The organism is Scrofimicrobium canadense (assembly GCF_009696615.1).
Taxonomy (GTDB): Bacteria; Actinomycetota; Actinomycetes; order Actinomycetales; family Actinomycetaceae; genus Scrofimicrobium; species Scrofimicrobium canadense.
In genome coordinates, this window is sequence record NZ_VULO01000004.1 from 109,526 (window position 1) to 133,971 (window position 24,446).

Sequence of the window (24,446 nt, forward strand, 5' to 3'; positions counted from 1 at the left end):
TCTCTAGCTTGCCACTTTGAAGCAGTCACTGCGAGGCTTCTACTTTTTTTGCTGCCGATAAAGCCTCATGGATTGTACCTGCTAAAGATGGACCGATACCGGGTGCAGCCTGCAATTGCTCAACACTGGCCTCTCGGATAGCCCGCAGCGAGCCAAAAGTTCTCAAAAGATCCTTTTGTCGTGTTTGGCCAAGCCCGGGTATTGCATCGAGAGCAGAGCGCGTTTGAGCCTTACCTCGCTTTGCCCGGTGTTTTCTAATCGCGAACCGATGGGATTCGTCGCGCAAATGCTGCAAGAGGTAAAGTGATGCCGATGAACGCGGCAAGATAACTGGGTAGGGCACATTCGGAATCCACACTTCCTCGAGACGTTTGGCCAAACCTACGACGGGGACTGTCACCCCTATCTCCCGTAGTGTTTCTGCAGCCGCATTGACTTGCGGTAGCCCGCCGTCGACTACAAGAAGATCAGGGCGATAAGAGAAGCGGCGAGGCCTACCGGTGTCAGCGTCGATAGCCCCCGATACTGGTTGAGCCACTGTGGAGTCTTCCGCGTGGGAAAAACGACGTCGAAGAACTTGAGACATCGCGGCTGTATCGTCATTTTTTTCTTCTTCATCAACAATGTTAAATGTTCGATATGCGTCTTTACGGGGCGCGCCATCTTCAAACACGACCATTGACGCTACGCGATGTTGTCCGCCAGTATGCGATATGTCGAAGCATTCGATCCTCAAAGGTGCAGATTCTAGACCTAAGGCTTCCTGTAGTTCTTCAAGTGCGACGCCGCGTTGTGTAACATCTCCCGCCCGCTTCGTGCGATATACCTGTAGTGCATGGCTGGCATTGTCTGAGACTGTTTCGACAAAGCGAGCTTTTTCCCCTCTGGCCGGAACATTGAGTTTCACTGTGCTACCACGTACGGTGCTAAGCCATTCCTCGAGAAAAGCGTGGTTTGTGGGCATCTGGGACACCAACAGTAATGGTGGAATCGCATCAATCGTTGTGTGCGCTACATCATCAATCGACGTTGGCGCTTGTTTCTTCGTATCGTGGCGTTCTGCTCTCTCTAGGTAGACTCTTTCTAGGAGCTCACCAAGAAGCTGTTCTTTAGTTCGTTCATCCACTCTCTCGATGACCCACCCTTGTGTGCCTCGCACGCGTCCGCCTCGAACATAGAAGGCATGAACGGCGACATCGAGTTCGTCCCCTTCTAGCGCGAAGACATCGGCGTCTATTGGTTTTTCAAATGCAATCTGGTTGCGTTCTTGTACCTTTCGCAACGCCGTAAGTTGGTCGCGTTTTTTTGCCGCTAGCTCATAGTTCTGTGCTGCGGCCGCCACTTTCATTTGCTGTTCAAGATTACGGGTGAAGGGTTGAGCGTTTCCCTCCATAAAATGACATAGATCTTCAGCTAGTTTTCGATGATCCTCGGGACTTATTCGTCCAACGCAAGGAGCCGAACAGCGGTCGATATACCCCAAAAGGCATGGACGCCCCTGTGCCTGGGCACGCCGAAACACTCCCGCCGAACATGTTCTTACTGGAAATGCATCAATAAGAAGATCTATTGTTTCGCGAATCGCCCACACCTTTGCATAGGGCCCGAAATACCGCGTCCCTTTCCGCTTGCGATCTCGCGATATTGCCACCCGAGGAAACTCTTCCCCCATAGTGACACTCAGGTAGGGATAGGACTTGTCGTCACGAAAGATGACATTAAAACGAGGTGATAACTGATTGATCCACTGGTACTCCAACGTGAGAGCTTCAATCTCGGTGTTCACGATCGTCCACTGCACTGAACGCGCGGTAGCGACCATCTGGGCAGTCCGAGGGTGCAGTAGCGCAGGATCTTGGAAGTAATTGGTCAGGCGAGCCCTAAGATTCTTTGCCTTCCCCACATAGATGACTCGTCCCTCAGCATCGAGAAAACGATAGACACCGGGGGTTGTGGGGATATCACGCGTTGGTGGCCGCCACGCCAAGTATTCCTCACTCATCATTCACCTTTCTCACAGATTCTAACGTGAATTCAACCAGCCGCCAGCTAGCATGAGTCATACGTATCTATTGTTTTAGTAAAAATCGGGCAAACTATTGTACTGTAGACACCTTCCCAAATTAGAGTTCCTATAGCGCAAACCTGAGAAATCCGCACACGGTAATGAGAGATGTGTCATATTGGCACGCAGACTGTTCCTAATCAAAAGCCTTTCATCAGCACCAATGTCCAATTATTAAAATAGGCGTAAATACTATGCCAAGATTAGGGTGGTCGTATGGTGGAACGACCTCCCCCAGGTATTCGCCAAGGGCGATATTCTGCACATGTCATCACCCGAGCTTCAGGGTATCTATCTGACATGAAGGGACCTCACATGTTCAGCAATGCGGAAGAGATCATCACATATATCGAGGAAGAAAATGTCGAATTCATTGACGTTCGCTTCTGCGACCTCCCTGGAACCCAACAGCACTTCACCGTTCCGGCATCAGAGTTCACTGGTTCAGCACTGACCGATGGCGTAATGTTCGATGGCTCGTCAGTTCGTGGCTTCACGGCCATCCATGAGTCAGATATGAAGCTAGTCCCGGATGTCAGCTCAGCTTTTATCGACCCGTTCCGGCAGGCAAAAACCCTTGTCATCATCTTTTCTATCGTCGATCCTTTTACAGGGGAGCCCTTTTCTAGAGATCCTCGACAAGTATCAGCAAAAGCTGAGGCCTATCTCAAAGCAACAGGTATTGCAGATACCTGTTTCATTGGTGCAGAAGCTGAGTTCTACCTATTTGACGATGTTCGCTTTCAGATTTCCCCTGAATCCACCTTTTACAAAGTCGATTCAGTTGAGGCACCCTGGAATACTGGCTCCTTCGAAGAAGGTGGAAACCTTGGACATAAGCTAGCCACAAAGGGAGGCTATTTCCCTGTTCCGCCACAAGACCACTACGCAGACATTCGCGACGAAATGAGCGCACATATGGCTGAGGTCGGTTTGATCGTTGAACGCGCTCACCATGAGGTTGGGGCACCCGGACAACAGGAAATCAACTATCGCTTCGCTCCCCTGACTCAAGCAGGTGACGATATGCTGAAGTTTAAGTACGTCATCAAGAACACTGCCGACCTTTTCGGCAAATCGGCAACCTTTATGCCGAAGCCCATCTTCGGAGATAACGGCTCGGGCATGCATACCCATATGTCGTTGTGGAAAGACGGAGAGCCTCTCTTCTTTGACGAGCGAGGCTACGGATCGCTTTCTGATACTGCCCGCTGGTTTATCGGTGGTCTTCTAGAACATGCGCCAGCATTGCTCGCTTTCACAAACCCTTCGATTAACTCATTCAGACGCTTAGTCCCGGGTTTTGAAGCTCCCGTCAACCTGGTCTATTCGGCCCGAAACCGCTCGGCATGTATACGTATCCCCGTTACTGGAACATCACCTAAAGCAAAGCGCGTCGAATATCGAGTGCCGGACCCATCGGCAAACCCATATCTGTCTTTCGCAGCATGCTTGATGGCGGGTCTTGACGGTATTCGCAACCGTATTGAACCAGCAACCCCCATCGATAAAGATCTTTACGAGCTTCCACCAGCCGAATACGCAGATATTGCCAAACTGCCTACTTCACTGGAAAAGGCACTTGAAGCATTGCGAGCTGACCATGAATTCCTTATGGAAGGTGACGTATTCACCGAAGACCTCATTGATGCGTGGTTAGAACTCAAGGACACGCAAGAAGTCGCTCCTTTCCGCGTATATCCACATCCCTTAGAGTTCCAGCTTTACTACACCGTGTAATCGCTCAAACCATTACAAAGTGAGGGGTGGCAGACCGTGTTGGTCTGCCACCCCTCACTTTTGCGCGGAACAAATACTTAAACTTCTGTAGAATACTTGAGAATAAACCTACAAAACAAGGACGGACATGCATCAAAGCCCAGATGGCGCCTGGGATAACCCAGCGCTGATCGAAGTCGATGACAATGACAGCATTCCGGCACTGGTGTTCAAGAGAGCAACAGAGCGACCTAAGCAAATTATCGCGGAGAAGCGCGCTGGCGTTGGGCATTGGCAGGAAGTAACTGCGGGTGAATTCGTCTCCCATGTCAAAGAACTTGCGCGTGGAATGTACGGACTTGGCGTACGCAAGGGTGACTCTGTTGCTATTTTGGCGGCCACTAGCTATGAATGGGCCGCTCTCGACGTTGCAATCTTATCGTTGGGTGCCAGAACAGTACCCATCTATGAGTCTGACTCTGCTGTTCAAATTGCACATATCCTAAGGGACGCCCATGTCACTTTGGTTGTGACGCAAACCGCACAACAGGCCGATCTCGTTGCTTCAGTTCGTACCGATTCAGTAAAAGATATTCTTTCAATCGATCGTGCGGGCATACGTGTTCTCATTCATGAGGGCCACGCCGTAGAACCGGCTATCATTGAGCAATCGGTCGAAGAACTGACAATGGATGATGTTGCCACGATTATCTACACTTCAGGCACAACTGGAGTGCCCAAAGGTGTAAAGCTATCGCACGGCAACTTTATGCGCGCGGGGATGCAGGCTCACGATATCCTTCCAGAGCTCATCAAAGATCCCAACTCACGGACTCTACTATTCCTTCCTGTTGCGCATGTGTTGGCTCGTTTCGTTATGCACTGTATTCTCATTGGTCAGGGGCGACTGGGTTTTTGTCCGGACACTCGGACTCTTATCCATGATATCGAGACTTTCAAACCGACAATGATGTTAGCGGTGCCACGAGTATTGGAAAAGGTGTATAATACTGCAGCAGCAAAAACCGGTACCGGTCTCAAAGGTGCACTCTTCTCATGGTCTGCGAAGACTGCACGAAAAATGTCTCAGGCAACCGCTTTCCCGCTTGCGCCAAAAGAGAAAGACGAGACAACAGCGTCTGAAATTCCTGATGCTTCTACCATTCGCACCTCCGACGGCCCTACTTTTGCACTGAAGCTGGCTCATGGTGTAGCTGACACTCTAGTGTTGCGGAAGATTCGTAACATTTTGGGCCCTAATCTCCACACTATTATTTGCGGCGGCGCACCTCTCAACCCTGACCTAGCCAACTTTTACCGAGGTCTTGGGATCACTTTGCTGCAAGGATACGGCCTGTCTGAAACGACAGGTCCTATCACCGTTCACCGCCCAGACGACAACCCACCCGATTCCGTTGGCTACTTGTGGCCAGGAAACTCAATGAAGATAGCTGAAGACGGAGAATTGCTCCTCAAAGGAATATCAGTTTCCAGCGGATATCACAACCTTCCCGAAGCCACCGCAGAATCCTTCAAAGATGGCTGGTTTCATACGGGTGACCTGGGTGCTATTGACGAGGACGGCCGCCTCAGCATCACTGGACGCAAGAAAGAACTGATTGTCACAGCCGGTGGCAAGAATGTCTCTCCAGAAATTCTTGAGCATCACCTCGGCACCCATCCACTCATTGGCCATGTGCTGGTATTTGGTGATGCCCGCCCCTACATCGGGGCCCTCATCACACTGGATGCAGAAATGCTTCCGCAGTGGCTGAAGAACCACGGACTAGACGTAGTCTCCACTCACGAGGCTGCTTCCCTAGAAGAGGTGAAAGCTGCGATCGCCCGAGCAATTGTAAGGGCTAACGGTCGCGTGTCACGAGCCGAATCCATTCGTCGGTACCGCATAATCCACACTGAGTTCACAGTAGAAAATGGGTACTTGACACCATCCCTTAAGCTCAAACGTCACAAAGTCCTTGAAGACTACGCTCAAGAGATTACAGAAGTCTATGATTTCTCTTCTGACCAGATTTCTCGTGTCGGAGGCTCTATTGATGCCTCCCAACTCGACTCATCTAAATAAGACCTAGGCTGAAATTTTTTCTGCAGAGAACACTTCACGTAGATACTGACCGGTCCACGATCTCTTAACGTTCGCGACATCTTCGGGAGTTCCCTGAGCGACAACCTGTCCCCCACTGCTGCCGCCTTCTGGCCCCATATCAATAAGCCAGTCCGCGCTCTTGATCACATCGAGGTTATGTTCAATCACCACCACAGTGTTACCTTTATCGACCAGTCCTTGCAAGACCAGAAGCAGCTTACGGATGTCCTCGAGATGCAATCCCGTTGTTGGTTCGTCAAGCACATAGATGCTGCGTCCATTGGATCGTCGTTGTAGCTCAGATGCCAGCTTGACCCTCTGTGCTTCGCCACCAGAAAGAGTCGTTGCGGATTGCCCCAAGCGGACATACCCTAGTCCCACCTCGACCAAAGTATTGAGGTGCCGAGCAATGCGGGGTATTGCTTGGAAGAATTCCGCAGCCTCCGAAATGGGCATGTTGAGAATATCGGAAACATTTTTCCCTCGGTAGAGAATTTCTAGCGTTTCTCGGTTGTATCTATCACCCTTACAAACCTCACAGGGAACATACACGTCGGGCAAGAAATTCATTTCGATCCGAATAGTGCCATCCCCCTTGCACGCCTCGCATCGTCCACCTTTCACATTGAAAGAAAAGCGCCCTGGGCCATATCCTCGGACCTTCGCTTCATTTGTCTCAGCAAAGAGCTTGCGTACATGGTCCCATACGCCCGTATACGTTGCTGGATTGGAACGGGGAGTACGCCCAATCGGTGACTGATCGACATGTACCACTTTGTCGAGGTGCTCAGTCCCAGTGACTGCTCGATGACGTCCCGGAATCAGCCTGGCCCGGTTGAGGCGATTGGCCAATGAGCGATAAAGAATTTGGTTGATAAGGGTCGACTTGCCGGAACCGGAAACTCCTGTAACCGCGACCATCACCCCCAATGGAATGTCAACAGTGACATTACGCAAGTTGTTTTCGCGCGCACCTTTGATTGTCAGCTGCCGTTCTGGATCAATGGGACGTCGATGCTCAGGCTGGTCAATCTTTGCGCGCCCCGACAGATAATCTCCGGTAAGAGAACCCGGGGCCTCGAGAAGTCCCGCTGTCGGACCTGAATAGATGATTTCTCCGCCGCGTTCTCCAGCGCCAGGGCCAATATCTACCACCCAGTCTGCTGAATCAATTGTTTCTTCATCATGTTCGACAACAATGAGAGTATTTCCGAGGTCACGCAGATGCTCCAAGGTTGCGATCAGACGTCTGTTGTCTCGCTGGTGCAGCCCAATTGATGGCTCATCCAGCACATATAAAACTCCTACTAGCCCCGATCCAATTTGCGTGGCCAATCGAATTCGCTGAGCTTCACCTCCTGACAGAGTTGCTGCGCCCCTCGCCAAAGTCAGGTATGAGAGTCCCACATCGACTAAGAATTTCAGACGCGCTTGAATTTCAATAAGTACTGGCTTGGCAATTGCAGCCTCACGGCCCTCGAGATTGATATTGTCGAGAAAATCTTTAGCTTGGTCAATTGACAGGTTGCTGACATCAGCAATCGATAGATCAGCAATTTTAACCGCTAATACTTCGGGACGTAAACGCGCACCTTTACATACGGCGCATTCAACCTCCCTCATATACCCATCAAGTTTGTCCCTTACCCAATTGGAGTCAGTTTCCCCGCGCTTGCGATTAATATAATTGGCTGCTCCCTCAAAACCTGTTGTGTACGCGCGTTCTCTACCCCATCGATTTCGGTACTTTACATGAACCTCAAAATCTTTCCCCCAAATGATGGCATCACGCACCTTTTTAGGAAGATCCTTCCACGGAGTATCCATATCGAAGTCAAGCTGTTTGGCCAATGCAGCCAGAGTTCGTTGCTGATATTTATTACCGGCACCCCAGACTGCCACCGCACCTTGCCCTAAACTCAGCTCCTCATCAGGTACTAACAGGTCAGGGTCAACCTCTAGGTTCATGCCTAACCCTGAACATGCCGGGCATGCTCCATAAGGAGCATTGAAAGAGAATGTGCGCGGCTCAATTTCATCAAGCATCAATTCGTGATCATTAGGACAAGCGCGTTTCTCAGAAAACTTTCTCCTGCGCGAAGGATCATTCGCATCAAGATCTACTCTGTCAATAATGACCAGTCCTTCAGAAAGAGCCAGGGCATTTTCGACAGAGTCGGTGAGCCTACCTTGCAATCCCTCTTTAATAACGAGGCGATCAACGACAACATCAATGTTGTGTTTGAGTTTCTTCTCAAGCGCCGGAGGATCGTCTAAGCGAACCATTTCCCCGTCAACGATTGCTCTAGCATAACCGCGCTGCTGCAAATCTAAGAAAAGCTCCGCGTACTCGCCCTTACGACCACGAATCACTGGAGAAAGTACCTGGAATCGGGTTCCATCATCCCACTTAAGTACTTGATCAACGATCTGCTGCGGACTTTGCGCAACGATCTTTTCACCGCAGATATGGCAATGGGCAACCCCAGCACGAGCGAACAACAAACGAAGGTAATCGTAGACTTCGGTGACGGTACCAACGGTGGAACGCGGATTGCGCGAGGTACTTTTCTGATCGATAGAAACTGCTGGGGATAAGCCTTCGATAAAGTCAACATCGGGTTTATCCATGCGTCCAAGAAACTGCCGAGCATAGGAAGATAAAGACTCAACGTAGCGGCGCTGTCCCTCTGCAAAGATTGTATCGAATGCCAGTGAGGACTTCCCCGACCCTGATAGCCCAGTAAAGACAATCATTTTGTCTCGAGGGAGTTCCAGATCAACATTTTTCAAGTTATGCTGGCGGGCACCCCGCACGACAATCTCGTTACTCACGGGTCTACTCTAGTGCCAATATCGATTTATCGCACATGTGTTCGACTCCAGCATAAATCCTCTTTTACGTCACAGTGTCCTAATACCCATGGCAGCGACAAATATACAACCGGCACACTGGTTTACTCAGGGGGATACCTTCGAGGGAGGCACTCGGACGTCACATTCCAAATACTTTTAGCTCTGAGAAGCGTTAGGATTGAAATATGGCACTATATGCGATCGAGTACCACTACGACCAAGACCTTCTCAACCTTGTCAGTGATTTCCGTCCAGCCCACCGCGCTTTTATGCGCACACTGGAAGATCAAGGAATACTTTTAGCTTCAGGTTTTCTTCGAGATGCGACCTTCAATGGCGCATTAGTTATCCTCCGTGCCGACAGTGCTCAACATGCTACACAGCTTTTGGCAGACGATCCTTTTTCAGTCAACGGCCTCATCCACTCCGTGATTGTCAGGGAATGGCAACCAACCATCGGCGACTACGCTGAAGAATTCGACACTACCTTCCCTCATTCTTAGGCTGTGTGCTTCTTCAGAGCCTCGCTTACCTGTTCTGGAGCTTGAACACACGTCAAATGCTTTGTACCCGGTATAACCATTGAGGTAACTGCCGCCCTCGAAAAATCCGCACCTAACAGGTCCAATTGGCTAGGTTTCATTCCTGCGTCGTATTCCCCTGTGACAAGCAGCGTTTTACACGAAATTTGGGGTGGAGCCCCTGCAAGATTTGTTCCTGCCAACACCTCGCAACACGCTGCAAACCCTTCAGGGTCACATTCAACGTAGGCTTCTCGAATCCTCTGGCATACATATTTGCCCTCACCCAGATAAAAATCCTCGGTAAACCAACGTTCCATTGTATCCTCGACGATAGCCTTAGTCCCCTGAGTCCGCACAAGTGCCGCCCGTTCGTGCCACATCTGCGCGGTACCAGTTTTGGTACCGGCATCAAACATAGCTAATGACCGTACCCTGTCGGGAAAATGCTGGGCTAACGCCAATGCCGCAGTTCCACCGAAAGATATTCCTCCAATATGAAATTTTTCGACGCCTATTTCGTTAAGGGCATGTGAAAGTAGTTCCGCAACGTGCTTCATGGTGAGAGGCGCGGACAGAGTTGCCGAAGAACCATGGCCCGGCAGGTCCCATCGAATGATCCGCAAAGGGCCCGCAAGTCTTTCGACGACGTCATTCCATATCTGACTATTTGCGCCCAATGCATGCCCAAGAACCAAAGCTGGAGAGTCACTAGGACCATCCTCGTAAAAGGCGATTCCGGAAACGGTTCTCTCATGCGACATTGTTATCCCTCCATCGTTGTGTCAAGCGGAAGCTCACTTCAATAAGAGCACATGCAACTAGAGCAAAGCATACAATCGTAATCCACTGCTGCGAGTTCGGCCATTCAAGTGCGAAGAAAGAACGAATCGGCTCAATGAGGACACCGACGATTGCTCCGAGAACCATTATGACAATGAGAGCGATTCTCCAAGGAACAAGGGGCCGGGCCGTTAACGTGAGTAACCACAACGCAGCGATAATCATTGTCAATGTGGCTGCACTCTGCCCAGCTTTATCACTGGGGCCTACAACAAGGTAGGCGCCCAAGGCTGCTAACCCCATGATGATTCCTGATGGAATCGCAACCGAGAGTGTTCGTCGTAGGAAGCCTGGCCGGTACCGCTGGGAATTGGGTGCCAGTGCCAGGAAAAATGCGGGAGTACCGATTGTGAACCAGCCTATGTAGGTGAGGTGCCTTGGTAAGAAAGGATATGTCCACGCGAAAATCGATACCACAACTGCAAGCAGCATAGCGTAGGTTGTTTTGGAAAGAAATAGAGCTGATACCCTCTCCATGTTCGCGATGATTCGTCTGCCTTCAGCAACGACCCCCGGCAAAACAGAAAACTGACTATTCATGAGAACGAGCCGGGAAACAGCCTTTGTCGCCGGGGCACCGTTACCCATTGCTATTCCAAGATCCGCAGTCTTGAGAGCCAGCGCATCATTGACTCCGTCTCCGGTCATGGCAACGGTGTGCCCAGCGCGTTGCATTGAAAGAACTAGTCCTTTTTTCTGTTCAGGTGTTACTCGCCCGAATACCTGCACCTGCTCTATAGCTGCATCAAATTCAGGTGTTTCAATGGGTGGGAGTGTACGAGCGTCGACTATGACGGGATCTGCACCATCTGGACCACGCAGGCCCACATTTTTAGCGATCGTACCAACTGTGGCGGGCGCATCACCTGAGATGATGCGCACATGCACGCCCTGATCCTTGAAGTAGTCCAAGGTTGCATGCGCATCAGAACGAATGTCCTCCTCCAAAACAATGATTGCGCGAGGCGTCCTTTCCTGAGGAAGTTCCATATCCTGAGAAATCGGACTGTCGGAAATCGAAAGACACAATGTTCGATTACCAGCGCGAGAGCTCTGTGCAACAATGTCGGAAGCCCAGGGCGCCGCATTATCAGATAAGAGTATTTCAGGAGCTCCTAGAATCCACGTTTTACCAGCAGATGTCTGGATAGCCGACCACTTTCGTGAAGAGCTAAAAGGAATTTCCGTTCCGCCTTCAAAGGGTTGCACATGCAATTTACCCAATAGGTCCTGTACGGCAACTGCCGTTGCATTTGCTCGATCACGGGTGAGATAAGCAAGGACTCCCACGCCTTCAGAGTCGCCGTTCTTATCGTCCCAAATGACTTCTTTACCCCGAATGCCGCCGGTTGTGATAGTTCCGGTTTTATCTAAACAAAGCTCATCAACTCGGGCAAGAATTTCGACGGCCGGTAACTCTTGAACAAGGACTCCTCGCCGAGCCAACGTTGCGGCCGCTAGCCCGAAATTCATCGATGTCAAGAGCACGAGCCCCTGAGGAATCATTCCCACGACTCCCGCCACCGCCAGCACTATAGCCACTCGGGGACTTCCACCTTCAGCTCTCAGCTGGGACCACATGAGCAGTCCCACGACAAACGGCAGTGCAATGGTTATGACTTTGAGCACGGAATTGATTGCCTGCTGAATCTCTGAGGTAGCCAAAGAGAATTTCTTGGCTTCAGCTGTTATTTGCTGCGCCCAGGAATCCTTTCCGACCTTCTCTGTGATCATGACTCCAGATCCGGCCACTACCGCCGAACCCGACATTGCTTTGTCATCAACACTCTTGTGAACGGGACGCGACTCCCCAGTGAGAATAGACTCATCTATTTCTAGGCCTGCTGAACGTACAATCTTCCCATCGGCTGGGACTTGATCACCTAATGCCAGCGAAACAGCGTCACCAATAACAAGGTCAGTCGAGTCAATCGTCTGCTCTTTACCGTCTCTCCATACCGTCGATTGTGGCGATTCAAGGACAGCAACCGAGTCAAGGGTGCGTTTAGAACGAAGTTCAGACAGTATTCCGATGACCGCATTGATCACCATCACAAGGCCAAATACAGCATCACGGGGATCACCAGCAACAAGAACGGCAATGACAGCTGCTGTGAGAATCGCGTTAAAAACCGTAAAGACATTTGCGCGAAAAATCTCGCTGATAGACCGTGAAGTCGTTCGAGGAACATAGTTGGTTTGACCGGCTTGATGCGCCGCATCGACTTCAGCCTGCGTCAGGCCGATAGCCTCCTGGCTACTTGTCATCGTCCTTCTTTCCCGCACGTGTCTTTAACAGTGAAGCAATTACTGTGACAAGTATGGTGCCAAAGATGAAACCAAGCGAGACGGGAATCGATATTTCGGGAACTGCCAGCCCATTTCCTCCGTTGATGAAGGGAACAGTGTTCTCGTGGAGTGCGTGCAAAACTAATTTCACTCCAATAAAAGCCAAAATAGCGGCAAGTCCATAGTGAAGATAAACCAACTTGGTCAAAAGTCCGTCGAGCAAGAAATACAGTTGGCGCAGCCCTAGAAGTGCAAAGGCATTAGCAGCAAAGACTAAATAGGGTTCACGTGTGAGGCCAAAGATAGCCGGAATCGAGTCGAAGGCAAACATTAAATCTGCTCCTCCGAGAGCGATAACACACAGCAGCAATGGGGTTATCATCGTTTTTCCGGCGCGCCGGGTCACGAATCGTTGTCCTACGAATCCCTCGGTTACTGGCACAATCTTCCGAATAATTCGTAAGAATGCATTCTCTTTGAACTCTCCCTCAGGCTGTTTATCCGGGTCTTCTACCCCCTCGCGCGCCTGGCTCCATGCAGTCCACAATAGCCATGCTCCAAAGATATAGAACACCCATGAGAATCTTTCGATGATGGCTGCACCCACCAAAATAAAGGCCAAACGAAGAACCAAGGCAATGATGATCCCCGAGAGCAATGCCTTCTGCTGATATTGCCTGGGTACTCGAAAGGACGAAATGATGATGACAAACACAAAGAGGTTATCGAGGGAGAGTGCTTTCTCCGTAATGAATCCTGCAAAGTACTCGCCGGCATATTGTCCGCCCCATACAGCCCAGATGATGCCGCCAAACACTACTGCCAAAAGGACGTAGCCAACAGACCACCAGGCTGCTTCCTTGAGTGTTGGTTCATGGGGGGTACGAACATGGCCGACGATGTCGACTGTAATAAGTACAAGAATGATAGCTGCAAGGACTAGCCATGCAGTGAGATGTACATCCACCGGGTTTCTACCTATCGCAAAGACGTCAAAGGACAGTGAGGTCTCATCCCACCCGGTAAGGTGTCGGGACCGAGCCGCTGGCTGTGTTGACGACCCCGAGCTTAGAAGGATTACTCCCCTCGGTGAAGAGTCTAACCTACCGCCCTCATTTGTCTTAGCTCTTTCTTGAGATCACCGATCTCATCACGTAAACGTGCAGCAAGCTCAAATTGGAGTTCTTCTGCAGCAGCGTGCATCTGTTCTGAGAGACTACCAATCAGGTCCACAAGATCCGATTCCGCACTGCCCAGAGCTCTTGTCACCTTTTCACTTTGCTTCCCAAGACCATGCGAGGTAGCAGCTACAGGGGTGTTTCGATAACCTCCCGCAAGGAGTTCTTGTGTGTCAATATCTTCCCGCGCTAGGAGATCTGTCACGTCTGCAATTTGCTTACGCAACGGCTGAGGATCAATACCATGTTCCTCGTTGTAGGCGATTTGTTTAGCGCGCCGTCTTTCAGTTTCTTCGATAGCTGATTTCATGGAGTCAGTCACATGATCTGCATACATATGGACTTCTCCGGTGACATTTCGCGCGGCACGACCAATGGTCTGGATCAGAGACCGGGTTGAACGCAAGAATCCTTCCTTATCGGCATCAAGGATTGATACCAATGAGACCTCGGGAAGATCAAGGCCTTCTCGAAGCAGGTTGATGCCTACCAGAACATCAAATTTTCCGAGTCTGAGCTCCCGGAGTAGTTCAACTCTTCGCAAGGTATCGACATCACTATGGAGATATTCGACCTTCACACCGCGCTCTGCCAAATACACTGTCAGTTCTTCAGCCATTTTCTTGGTCAAAGTAGTAACCAAGACCCGTTCGTCGCGTTTTACTCGTTCTTGAATCTGTTCAAGAAGATCATCGATTTGACCTTCCGTGGGTTTGACCACGACTTTAGGATCAATCAATCCTGTAGGTCTAATAATCTGTTCTACAGGGTTAGGGTCACGTCCTAGCTCATAAGGACCGGGAGTGGCCGATAGGTATACTGTTTGCCCAATACGTTCTAAGAATTCGTCCCATTTCAATGGTCGGTTGTCCATTGCTGAAGGAAGTCGGAATCCGTGTTCTACTAGCGTTCGCTTCCGAGACATATCTCCTTCAAACATTGCGCCTATCTGAGGGACTGTCACATGAGACTCATCGATGATCAAAACAAAATCATCGGGAAAGAAGTCAAGCAAAGTATGCGGTGGCGAGCCAGCTTCACGCCCGTCGATATGGCGAGAGTAATTCTCGATTCCCGCGCACGATCCTATTTCACGCATCATCTCAAGATCATAGGTTGTGCGCATGCGCAGTCGTTGAGCTTCTAGCAACTTACCCCGTTTTTCAAACCACCGAATCCGCTCATCCAGTTCTTCTTCAATACTGGCGATCGCTCTCTTCATGCGTTCCTCCCCTGCTACATAGTGGGAAGCTGGAAAAACATGAACGCGGGTAACTTCTCTCATGACTTCACCGGTCAACGGGTGCAATACCGAAAGCGAATCGATCTCATCACCAAACATTTCGATACGAATCGCAAGTTCTTCATAAACTGGGATGATTTCGATAGTATCTCCCTGAACACGAAAAGTCCCGCGAGCGAAGGCAACATCATTGCGGGTGTATTGCATTCCCACGAATGCCCGCAAGAGCGCATCCCGGTCTATTTCCATCCCAACTTCGAGTGTGATCCTTCGGGCAACGTACTCCTCAGGAGTACCCAATCCATAAATACATGAGACGGATGAGACTACAACGACATCTTCCCGAGTGAGCAATGAATTTGTAGCGCTATGCCTAAGACGCTCAACCTCGTCATTAATGGAGGAATCTTTTTCGATAAAAGTATCCGTCTGCGGAACATAAGCCTCTGGCTGATAGTAGTCATAATAGCTAACAAAATACTCAATTGCGTTGTTGGGTAGTAAAGTACGGAACTCTGACGCAAGTTGAGCAGCCAAGGTCTTATTAGGTTCCATGACCAAAGCAGGGCGCTGGACTTTTTCAATCAGCCAGGCTGTGGTCGCCGACTTTCCAGTACCGGTTGCCCCTAAGAGCACGATGTCTTGTTCACCGTTATTGAGGCGTTCAGCTAGCTCTTTGATTGCCGTTGGCTGGTCGCCAGAAGGAGTGTACTCAGAAATGACCTCAAAAGGGTGCTCTGTACTTCGCTGCAGCTGATTATCTTCCACAACCTCATGGTAAAGGTAGGCTACGACAAATGAGAAAGTATTTGCTGCAAGCAAACCACATACTCAGTGGACAATCAGCTCCCATAAGGCATTAACCACCCCGGTCAGATGAGTGTGATCTTTACCGTTCTCGATAACTACGTGACCTACAGCCCGACGCTCTTCATCAGTAGCCTGAGCTGCAATCCTACGCAATGCTTCTTCTCGGGATATTCCACGGCGTTCCAAACGGTCCAAGCGAACCTCTAATGGGGCTTCCACGACTATCACCCCCGCAAACTGGCGGGCCATATCGGTCTCAACTAGAAGAGGAACGTCGTAGATGCCGACCTGACCGGGCTCTAGTGTTGCAAATATTTCTTGAACCTTCTGTCTCACCCTCGGATGAATGATTGCTTCGAGAAGTCGTCGGTTTTCGTCATTGCGGAAAGCTACTTGAGCTAGCGCCGTCCTATTGATCCCGCCTCCGCTGTCAAGAACACTATCACCAAAAGCGTCGACTAGTGCCTCAACAGCCTCTCCACCCGGTTTCTGTAAATCGCGGACCACCTGGTCTGCATCGACTACGAAGGCACCTCGTTGAGAAAGAAGTGTAGCTACAGTACTCTTCCCGGCTCCTATACCCCCCGTGAGGCCAAAAATTTTTGCATTACTACCTTGAGGAGGTATGTCACGTAATATCTTCAACACATGAGCATCGTACTATGCGCGGTACACAAAGGCCCCCAGGTGTGACCTGGGGGCCTGATGAGATGTGATGAAAATAGGCCGTTAGTTGCCCGCTGTTAGTTTCTCACGCAAAGCCGCAAGGGCCTCGTCGGAAGCAAGAGTACCGGATGCATCTTCTGCTGAAGAATACGACGACGGTGCGGCTTCACCTGCAGCCGCAGCTTCCTCGGCCTCAGCTGCCAACGACGCTGCAACCTGTGTGCGGTGAGCTTCCCACCGGGCTTGAGCCTCGGCATACTGGGCTTCCCAAGCCTCACGCTGCGCCTCGAAGCCTTCCATCCACTCTTGAGTTTCAGGATCGAAGCCTTCTGGGTACTTGTAGTTGCCATTCTCATCGTATTCGGCAGCCATACCGTAGAGCGAAGGATCAAACTCGTCAGAGGTTGGGTCCACTCCCTCGTTAGCTTGCTTTAGCGACAGAGAAATACGACGGCGCTCCAAATCGATGTCAATCACCTTCACAAAGGCATCGTCACCGACCTTGACAACCTGTTCGGGCATTTCGATGTGGCGAGTGGCCAACTCTGAAATGTGAACCAAACCTTCGATGCCGTCCTCAACGCGAACAAATGCGCCAAACGGAACAAGCTTGGTGACCTTACCAGGAACAACCTGGCCAATGGCGTGGATGCGAGCAAATGTCTGCCATGGATCTTCTTGAGTTGCCTTCAAAGACAAGGAAACGCGCTCACGATCCATGTCGACCTCAAGGACCTCAACCTCAACAGGAGTGCCAACCTCGACTACCTCTGATGGGTGATCAATGTGCTTCCACGATAGCTCTGAAACGTGAACCAAACCGTCTACGCCTCCAAGGTCAACAAATGCCCCAAAGTTGACGATCGAGGAAACAACGCCCTTGCGGACCTGGCCCTTGGCAAGCGTTCCCAGGAAGTTCGAACGAACCTCAGACTGAGTCTGCTCAAGCCATGCTCGACGTGAAAGGACAACGTTGTTGCGATTCTTATCCAGCTCAATAATCTTAGCGTCGAGCTGACGCCCGATGTATGGGCCAAGTTCACGTACACGACGCATCTCAACCAAGGAAGCCGGGAGGAATCCGCGTAGGCCAATGTCGAGAATAAGACCGCCCTTGACTACTTCAATGACTGTACCGGTAACGACACCGTCATCTTCCTTAATCTTCTCGATCTCACCCCAAGCACGTTCGTATTGTGCGCGCTTCTTGGAAAGAAGGAGACGACCTTCTTTATCTTCTTTTTGAAGAACGAGTGCTTCGATGGTGTCACCGACAGCGACAACATCATCTGGATTCACATCATGTTTGATGGAAAGCTCACGGGAGAGAATGACTCCCTCAGTCTTGTAACCGATGTCAAGAAGAACCTCATCACGGTCCACTTTGACAACGATTCCCTCCACGATGTCGCCATCGTTGAAGTACTTGATGGTTTTGTCAATCGCGGCGAGCAAATCCTGCTCTGTCCCGATGTCATTGATAGCGACTTGTGGGGTGCCAGCGCCTGGCTGGGCGGTAGTAGCGGTCATGTAGTTGTTTACTCCGAAACGGACTTTATCTAATTGGACAATGTTAATGCCTATGTGATCTGACCCACAAGTGCAGGTCGAATCCCATTAGCACCTAGGTGAGTCTACCAGCGCAACGGCGCCAACTTCACCCATCTATGTAACGGTTTCGCTACAAAATCGTCATTTTCCTCACGCGCGTGTGGTCCAGATCAATGAGCGGCATCTTTCCATGAATGTCCCACACCCACTGCGACTTCAAGAGGAACCGACATATTCACTGGAGAGGCCATAGCCTCACGAGCTAATTGCTCAACTTCTTCACGCTCACCTTCAGCGATCTCAAGCAGTAGTTCATCATGGATTTGCAGTAGTAAACGTGATCTGTAGTGGCCTTGTTGCAGCCGATTATTGACTTCCACGGTCGCAATTTTGATGATGTCAGCCGCGCTCCCTTGAATCGGAGCATTGAGGGCAGCCCTTTCCGCCATCTCCACGACACGCCGATTGGTCGATTGTAGATCAGGGAAATATCGGCGTCTCCCGAACATCGTCTCTGTGTAACCAGTGTCTCGGGCTTGTGCCACTACTTCTTGAAGATAGCGCCCCACGCCGCCGAATCGTTCGAAGTACTTCTCTCGCAGCTGGCGCGCTTCATCGACTCCTATTCCAAGTTGCTTAGAAAGTCCATATGCAGATAGTCCATAAGCCAAGCCATAGGATGTGGCTTTAATGCGACTACGAAGAGCAGCGGTCACTTCATCGACTGGCACATCGAAGACCATTGCAGCCATCGAGCGATGGAGATCTTCGCCCATGTTGAAAGCATCAATGAGCTTTTGATCTTCAGATAGATGAGCCATAATTCGCATTTCTATCTGCGAATAGTCAACTGACATCAGGGACGCGTATTCATCGCCTGCAACAAAAGCTCCCCGAACTCTCAAGCCCGTATCAGAGCGCGCCGGAATATTTTGCAAATTTGGATCAGAGGAAGCAATTCTTCCAGTTCCAGCCACAGTTTGCTGAAATGTCGTGTGAATGCGCCCGTCTGGTTGCACTTCCCCTATCAGTGAGTCCACCATCTGCATGAGCTTCGAACTATCTCGGTGTCTGAGGAGCGCTTCTAAAAATGGGTGTCCTGTGCGAGCAAATAGGTCCTGCAACGCTTCGGCATCGGTAGTCCACCCCGTCTTAGTTTTCCGAGTCTTGGGCATCCCCAGCTCTTCAAAAAGAATGACTTGGAGTTGCTTCGGGCTACCCAGATTGGCTTCGTGACCAATCGCTGTATAAGCATCACTTCGGGCCCGCTCCACATTCCCGTGTAATTCTTGAGATAGCTCCTCAAGTACCCGCATATCCATGGCGATTCCAGCGCGCTCCATTTGTCCCAGTACAGTCTGCATCGGGATTTCCATACTTTCGAGGAGCGGAAGAGCTTCTTGCGTATTAAGGACATCGCGTAATACTGGTTCGAGGCGCGCTAATAACAATGCGTGTTCAGCAGGCTCCTTGTCATTGGTGTTGAAAAGAGTTGCAGGCTCCGCCCCACCCATTCCTTCACCCAAAAACTGGGATACAACTTCAGCAAAGCTGTAGGCACGACGATCTGGACGAGCGAGATAGGCAGCAAGTTGAGTATCAAACACAGGTGGAGGTAACTTCCAGCCTCGCGAAGCAAATGCGTGTTCTGCCGCTTTTCCACCGTGGATGATGAGGGATGGATGTCCGCTGAGATACGCGGTAACTGCTTCTTCCTGTTTCGAAGTGAGCCGGGTCGCATCGAATACAAGGCCGTGAGAGTTACCGTAGAGACCGACGACTGACAAGTCCGCCTCGGTGACCCGCCCATTTCCTTCAAAAGTGAGCGCAGTCGTTCCCGATGCATATGATGAAAGCCACGCTTCCACATCAGTCTCCGGCGAAGCGATAGTTACTTCTTTCATCACCAATTCGGGCATGTCACTTGCTATGGCTGAGGCTCGTTGCGTATCAGCCTCGCGTCCCAAAACCCTGTATACACGTTTGCGGAGAGTGGAGAACTCTAATGTATCAAAGAGCTGATCCAATGCGTCAAAATCGGCCGACTGCAGACGCAGCTGATCCATCGTGACGTCTAAATCGAGATCATCAACTAATCGATTGAGTCTGCGGTTTCGCTCAACATCGGAAAGATTCTCCCGCAGAGCCTCGCCCCTCTTCCCCCCAATGTCATCAACATGCTCAAGAATTCCTTTGAGCCCCCCAAATTTGTTGATCCACTGAGCCGCCGTCTTAGCCCCAACTCCCGGAACTCCCGGAAGGTTATCCGAGGTTTCCCCCACAAGAGCAGCAAGGTCTGGGTATTCCTGAGGAGTAACTCCGTACTTTTCTTCGACCGCCTCTGGTGTCATGTATTGCAGGTCTGAAGCACTTCGTCCGGGATAAAGCACTGTCACTTCATCGGTGACAAGCTGGAACGTATCGCGATCTCCTGAAGCTAAAAGGACACGCATCCCCTGGCGAGGAGCCTGCGCAGCCAAAGTGGCCAGTATGTCATCAGCTTCATAGTTTTCTTTGGTTAGAGTACGGATCCCCATATTCGCCAGCAAGTCTTCAATAACCTCGACCTGACCTTTAAAATCCTCTGGAGTCTCATCCCTCGTTCCCTTATATTCAGGATATTCCTCGGTTCGGAACGAGTGCCGTGAAAGATCGAAAGCCACCGCCACATGGCTAGGTCTTTCTGTCTCCAGCAGTTTCACCAACATCGCAATAAAGCCATATACGGCATTGGTTGCTTGCCCTCCCCTTGTAGTGAAATTCTCCACCGGAAGTGCGTAGAAGGCTCTAAAGGCCATCGAGTGTCCATCGACGACTAATACAGTGTTGCGATCCTGACTCATAAAAATTAGTCCGTAGCCACCTGATCGATTACAGCGTCGGCAACTTCACGCATCGATAGACGCCGATCCATCGAAGTCTTTTGTATCCACCGAAATGCCTCTGGTTCGGTCATGTTCATCTTTTCCATGAGCAATCCCTTGGCGCGATCAACACGTTTGCGAGTGTCGAACCGTTCGGAAAGATCCGCAATCTCATTTTCCAAAGACTCAATCTGAGCGTAGCGAGAAAGAGCGATCTCTACGGCTGGAATAAGGTCCGATGGGCTGAAGGGCTTGACCACGTACGCCATGGCACCAACCTCCACTGCACGATCAACCAATTCAGTCTGCGAAAAGGCTGTGAGCATTACCACTGCACAGGAAAGCTCCTTGAGTATCTCTTCAGCTGCTGAAATGCCGTCTAACTTGGGCATTTTCACGTCCATGACACAAAGATCTGGTTCTAGCTCAAGAGCTAGCTTTACAGCTTCTTCTCCATTGGTTGCTTCACCGACAACATCGAAACCCGCTCCTACCAGGGTTTCTACAATGTCGAGGCGAATAAGGGTTTCATCTTCTGCAACAAGCACTCGCTTGGGCGTTGGCACGTCATTAGTCATTTACTTATCCTATGGTTTGTGTACTCGTAGGTTCTTATTCTATCCTTGACTACGCGCACATGTGCGTCTGCCCCGATAGCCCAACTGGCAGAGGCGGTCGGCTCAAACCCGGCTTGTTGTGAGTTCGAATCTCACTCGGGGTACCACAATGTCTTATAGATCGTATTTGATAAAGGAATATCAAACCGACTCTTGGGATTCTGGAGGGTGGTGCGTGTGACCATCTTGTTCCCACGTACGGGGTCATAAAACTGTGTAAGGGGCGGTATGCCGCCCCGGCAGTTACCACATGGCCCAGGCTGCTGCACTGCGTTAGTTAAGGATCGTGGTCCTCACCCATCATGTCCGCGCAACGAGTATCCGTATGTGCTGGTTCTCACTGGTATTCCGTTTTCTGTAGATCGGCAAATATCAATCACTCGTTGGTACGAATGTCACAATAGTGAAAATCTCCTGCTATCTCTCTGAAAATTCAAAGAGGCCCCTGTTCGAAGAGGATTTAACAACGTCGCAGGTCTCGTCTCAATGGGCTGTATTCATGACTCAATGACAACGATGCCCCACTGCGACCGACCCACATGGCCGTGTGGATGTCCTGTTTCGTTGAGCGCTACTGCCGACGAAGTAGGTGTAATAGATCCCATCAGCCACAGAGGAAGCGCTACCGAGAAAATGCTACTTCCAGCAAACCTCCAAGACCTACTTACCGCGCACAACTCAACAACTACCGTCGTGGAGATATAGGCCTGTCGAGCCCGTGCACAAGCCACGGCTACAGTTCATAGCTCCATGCTTGGAAAAGTAGAACTGAACCGTCCCACTAACGGGCCAATATCTCTCCATGGAAAACAGAGAACCAACCATCATCTGCTTCCGCCCACTGGAGCCAACCATCACTAATTGCACGTAAGTCATCCGTTGAAGCTAAACCGTGGTCGACAAGTTGTTTAGCAATAGATGATTCGGTAATTCTCTCAGCCCATAATCCAGCCCACCATTGTCTCTCTGCCTCTGTCGAGTAACACCAGGTTGATGATGATGCCTGGATGTCGGCAAAACCTGCCTGCTGCGCCCATGACAACAACCGACGACCCGCATCGGGTTCTCCCCCATTAAGTCGAGCAACTGTTGAGTAGAGATGCAACCATTTATCAATCATTGGCGCAGCGGGATACCAAACAAATCCTGCGTAGTCTGAATCGCGAACGGCCACTATTCCACCTGGTCGCATGACCCTCCGCATTTCTCGCAAGGCCTGAACAGGATCAGAGACATGTTGTAGCACCTGATGAGCGTGCACTACATCGAAGCTATCGTCGGGGAAACTCAGCTTTTCGACATTCTCAACTGCAAAAGATACATTCGAAATTTGTCGTTCTGACATGGTTTGCTTCGACAAAGAAAGCTGTTCGATGCCTATTTCCGTAGCTGTGACGTGCTTTACTTTTTCGGCAAAATCAGCGGTAATTGTCCCCGGCCCTGCTCCAATATCAAGAAGATGCACGTCATCGTTGAGAAAAGGTAGTAGATAGGCAGCTGAATTTTCCACAGTTCGGCTTCGGTGAGAGCGTAATACCGATTCGTGATGACCATGTGTATAGCGGTTTGACATAGTCATATGGTACAAAAATGACTCCCACAGTCTCGGACTCATCCATTCTGAACTAGCAATGGACTTCAGAATGTTCAGACAAAACTGTGAGAGTCTTTACAGGAATCTTAACCTACGCTGGCGTCTTCACCCACATTGTGTACGCGCATCAGGTTGGAAGATCCAGCCACCCCTGGTGGCATACCCGCGACGATGACCAAAGTGTCTCCGTCTTCTGCGATATGCGCATTTCGACACACCTGGTCCACTTGCTCCACCATTTCATCCGTGTGGGTTACCGGTGCTACTTCGAAGGGAATCACGCCCCATGACAGTGCTAGCTGGCGGCGCACACGTGCGATGGGGGTAAAGGCTAGGTTAGGAATAGGACTACGCATGCGTGACATCTGACGTGCAGTAGTCCCAGTTTGGGTAAAAGTCACCAAATACTTGGCATCAAGGCTCTCGGCAATACCTGCAGCGGCCTCGCATATTACTCCCGAACGATCGACGGCAAATGCACCGAGCGGCGCGATTCTCTCGCCCCCGTTCTCCTCGGTGTTCTCAATAATTCGCGCCATCGTCCGAACTGCTTGAATCGGGTATGCCCCGACCGACGTTTCACCTGAGAGCATCACCGCGTCTGCCCCATCCAAAATTGCATTCGCACAGTCTGACGCTTCCGCCCTCGTGGGACGCGGATTAGAGATCATTGAATCCATGACCTGTGTCGCAACAATCACCGGTTTCGCAGCTTGCCGCGCCAACTCAATAGCACGTTTCTGCACCAGCGGTACTGCCTCGAGCGGCATTTCTACGCCCAGATCTCCTCGGGCAACCATAATGCCATCGAAAGCAGCCACTACATCAGAAAGTGCTTCAACGGCCTGTGGCTTCTCGATCTTCGCGAGAACGGGAAGAATCGTACCTTCTTCTTCCATGATGGCTCGTACGTCTAGATAATCGGAGGCATCCCGAACAAATGACAATGCTATGAAGTCTGCGCCGATGCGAAGTGCCCAACGCAAATCATCACGATCTTTTTCCGACAACGCAGGGACCGATACTGCCACCCCTGGAAGATTAAGACCCTTATGGTCAGAGACCACACCCGGAACTTCTACCCTGGTAATAACATCAGTTTCTGTCACTTCGACAACTCTCACTGCAACGTTACCGTCGTCAATAAGTAGTCTATCTCCGGGGCTACAGTCGCCTGGAAGTCCTTTGAAAGTCGTCCCCACTAGTTCTTTTGTGCCAGGGGTATCCAGCGTCGTAATAGTGAAGGTATCCCCCACTTCGAGACGCTGAGGTCCCTCAGCAAAAGTCTCCAAACGAATTTTCGGACCTTGAAGGTCAACAAGAATCGCAATTGGGCGTCCGCTAGCGTCAGCCGCCTTACGCACCCGTTTAATGACTTCCTCATGTTGCTCAGCAGTGCCATGGCTGCGATTAATTCGCGCGACGTCCATGCCTGCATCGACCAATGATTGAATGCCATCAGGAGATTCCGTTGCCGGACCGATTGTGCAGACTATTTTGGCCCGCCGCATACGATCACCATA

The 24,446-nt window shown here is 50.6% G+C and carries 16 protein-coding genes and 1 tRNA gene; 4 read left to right on the forward strand and 13 right to left on the reverse strand.

Translation table 11 applies throughout. The annotated features are described in order from the left end of the window. Nucleotides 1-25 precede the first annotated feature (25 nt). On the reverse strand, nucleotides 26-2,005 hold the full coding sequence (uvrC, locus tag FYJ24_RS04225) for an excinuclease ABC subunit UvrC (protein ID WP_404814694.1): 1,980 nt from the start codon (nucleotides 2,003-2,005) through the stop codon (nucleotides 26-28). Between the two features lie 375 nt (nucleotides 2,006-2,380). On the opposite strand from uvrC, the gene glnA reads away from it, so the two are divergent. After that, a complete protein-coding gene (gene glnA, locus FYJ24_RS04230) occupies nucleotides 2,381-3,805 on the forward strand; it encodes a type I glutamate--ammonia ligase (RefSeq protein WP_154544062.1) in 1,425 nt (474 codons plus the stop codon). Between the two features lie 127 nt (nucleotides 3,806-3,932). Beyond that, nucleotides 3,933-5,870: an AMP-dependent synthetase/ligase gene (locus tag FYJ24_RS04235; protein ID WP_154543900.1), complete on the forward strand. Its 1,938-nt coding sequence runs from the start codon at nucleotides 3,933-3,935 to the stop codon at nucleotides 5,868-5,870. Nucleotides 5,871-5,873: 3 nt separating this feature from the next. Here FYJ24_RS04235 and uvrA read toward each other — a convergent pair whose 3' ends face one another. Beyond that, nucleotides 5,874-8,726 (reverse strand): excinuclease ABC subunit UvrA, encoded by a 2,853-nt coding sequence (uvrA, locus tag FYJ24_RS04240; RefSeq protein ID WP_318656525.1) that lies wholly within the window; start codon nucleotides 8,724-8,726, stop codon nucleotides 5,874-5,876. 206 nt (nucleotides 8,727-8,932) lie between these two features. On the opposite strand from uvrA, the gene FYJ24_RS04245 reads away from it, so the two are divergent. Next, nucleotides 8,933-9,250, forward strand: a complete 318-nt coding sequence (locus tag FYJ24_RS04245; RefSeq protein WP_154543902.1) for a YciI family protein — start codon at nucleotides 8,933-8,935, stop codon at nucleotides 9,248-9,250. Here the strand turns inward: FYJ24_RS04245 and FYJ24_RS04250 are convergent. The 8 genes from FYJ24_RS04250 to FYJ24_RS04285 all read right to left on the reverse strand — a co-directional run bounded on the left by FYJ24_RS04250 (nucleotide 9,247) and on the right by FYJ24_RS04285 (nucleotide 21,290). Further along, a complete protein-coding gene (locus FYJ24_RS04250) occupies nucleotides 9,247-10,032 on the reverse strand; it encodes an alpha/beta fold hydrolase (RefSeq protein ID WP_154543904.1) in 786 nt (261 codons plus the stop codon). The two genes, FYJ24_RS04245 and FYJ24_RS04250, sit on opposite strands and share 4 nt — an antisense overlap. Next, on the reverse strand, nucleotides 10,022-12,379 hold the full coding sequence (locus tag FYJ24_RS04255) for a cation-translocating P-type ATPase (RefSeq protein ID WP_154543906.1): 2,358 nt from the start codon (nucleotides 12,377-12,379) through the stop codon (nucleotides 10,022-10,024). Before FYJ24_RS04255 ends, FYJ24_RS04250 begins: the two co-directional genes overlap by 11 nt. After that, nucleotides 12,369-13,367, reverse strand: a complete 999-nt coding sequence (locus tag FYJ24_RS04260) for a TerC family protein (RefSeq protein ID WP_318656526.1) — start codon at nucleotides 13,365-13,367, stop codon at nucleotides 12,369-12,371. The genes FYJ24_RS04255 and FYJ24_RS04260 overlap by 11 nt, the downstream gene beginning before the upstream one ends. A gap of 131 nt (nucleotides 13,368-13,498) precedes the next feature. Further along, nucleotides 13,499-15,589, reverse strand: a complete 2,091-nt coding sequence (gene uvrB / locus FYJ24_RS04265; protein WP_318656527.1) for an excinuclease ABC subunit UvrB — start codon at nucleotides 15,587-15,589, stop codon at nucleotides 13,499-13,501. 63 nt (nucleotides 15,590-15,652) lie between these two features. Beyond that, nucleotides 15,653-16,279 (reverse strand): dephospho-CoA kinase, encoded by a 627-nt coding sequence (coaE, locus tag FYJ24_RS04270; RefSeq protein ID WP_154543910.1) that lies wholly within the window; start codon nucleotides 16,277-16,279, stop codon nucleotides 15,653-15,655. An 81-nt stretch (nucleotides 16,280-16,360) separates the two neighbouring features. Then, nucleotides 16,361-17,827: a 30S ribosomal protein S1 gene (gene rpsA, locus FYJ24_RS04275; protein WP_154543912.1), complete on the reverse strand. Its 1,467-nt coding sequence runs from the start codon at nucleotides 17,825-17,827 to the stop codon at nucleotides 16,361-16,363. 191 nt (nucleotides 17,828-18,018) lie between these two features. Then, nucleotides 18,019-20,691 (reverse strand): DNA polymerase I, encoded by a 2,673-nt coding sequence (gene polA / locus FYJ24_RS04280; RefSeq protein ID WP_154543914.1) that lies wholly within the window; start codon nucleotides 20,689-20,691, stop codon nucleotides 18,019-18,021. Between the two features lie 5 nt (nucleotides 20,692-20,696). Next, nucleotides 20,697-21,290, reverse strand: a complete 594-nt coding sequence (locus FYJ24_RS04285) for an ANTAR domain-containing response regulator (protein ID WP_154543916.1) — start codon at nucleotides 21,288-21,290, stop codon at nucleotides 20,697-20,699. A gap of 69 nt (nucleotides 21,291-21,359) precedes the next feature. Between FYJ24_RS04285 and FYJ24_RS04290 the strand changes: the two genes are divergently transcribed. Continuing rightward, nucleotides 21,360-21,436 (forward strand) — tRNA-Leu (locus tag FYJ24_RS04290). A gap of 390 nt (nucleotides 21,437-21,826) precedes the next feature. Here the strand turns inward: FYJ24_RS04290 and FYJ24_RS12585 are convergent. The 3 genes from FYJ24_RS12585 to pyk all read right to left on the reverse strand — a co-directional run bounded on the left by FYJ24_RS12585 (nucleotide 21,827) and on the right by pyk (nucleotide 24,434). After that, nucleotides 21,827-22,060, reverse strand: a complete 234-nt coding sequence (locus FYJ24_RS12585; RefSeq protein WP_206192491.1) for a hypothetical protein — start codon at nucleotides 22,058-22,060, stop codon at nucleotides 21,827-21,829. Nucleotides 22,061-22,110: 50 nt separating this feature from the next. Then, complete coding sequence (locus FYJ24_RS04295; protein WP_154543918.1) at nucleotides 22,111-22,902, reverse strand: class I SAM-dependent methyltransferase; 792 nt, start codon at nucleotides 22,900-22,902, stop codon at nucleotides 22,111-22,113. A gap of 107 nt (nucleotides 22,903-23,009) precedes the next feature. Beyond that, nucleotides 23,010-24,434 carry a pyruvate kinase gene (gene pyk / locus FYJ24_RS04300; protein ID WP_154543920.1) on the reverse strand — a complete coding sequence of 475 codons (1,425 nt, stop codon included), beginning with the start codon at nucleotides 24,432-24,434 and terminating at the stop codon, nucleotides 23,010-23,012. Between the last annotated feature and the right edge of the window lie 12 nt (nucleotides 24,435-24,446).

Coding starts and splice junctions, on each gene's coding strand:
- uvrC (WP_404814694.1), bottom strand. CDS start 2,005: ATGATGAGTGAGGAATACTTGGCGTGGCGGCCACCAACGCGTGATATC.
- glnA (WP_154544062.1), top strand. CDS start 2,381: ATGTTCAGCAATGCGGAAGAGATCATCACATATATCGAGGAAGAAAAT.
- FYJ24_RS04235 (WP_154543900.1), top strand. CDS start 3,933: ATGCATCAAAGCCCAGATGGCGCCTGGGATAACCCAGCGCTGATCGAA.
- FYJ24_RS04245 (WP_154543902.1), top strand. CDS start 8,933: ATGGCACTATATGCGATCGAGTACCACTACGACCAAGACCTTCTCAAC.
- FYJ24_RS04250 (WP_154543904.1), bottom strand. CDS start 10,032: ATGTCGCATGAGAGAACCGTTTCCGGAATCGCCTTTTACGAGGATGGT.
- FYJ24_RS04255 (WP_154543906.1), bottom strand. CDS start 12,379: ATGACAAGTAGCCAGGAGGCTATCGGCCTGACGCAGGCTGAAGTCGAT.
- rpsA (WP_154543912.1), bottom strand. CDS start 17,827: ATGACCGCTACTACCGCCCAGCCAGGCGCTGGCACCCCACAAGTCGCT.
- polA (WP_154543914.1), bottom strand. CDS start 20,691: ATGAGTCAGGATCGCAACACTGTATTAGTCGTCGATGGACACTCGATG.
- FYJ24_RS04285 (WP_154543916.1), bottom strand. CDS start 21,290: ATGACTAATGACGTGCCAACGCCCAAGCGAGTGCTTGTTGCAGAAGAT.
- FYJ24_RS04295 (WP_154543918.1), bottom strand. CDS start 22,902: ATGTCAAACCGCTATACACATGGTCATCACGAATCGGTATTACGCTCT.
- pyk (WP_154543920.1), bottom strand. CDS start 24,434: ATGCGGCGGGCCAAAATAGTCTGCACAATCGGTCCGGCAACGGAATCT.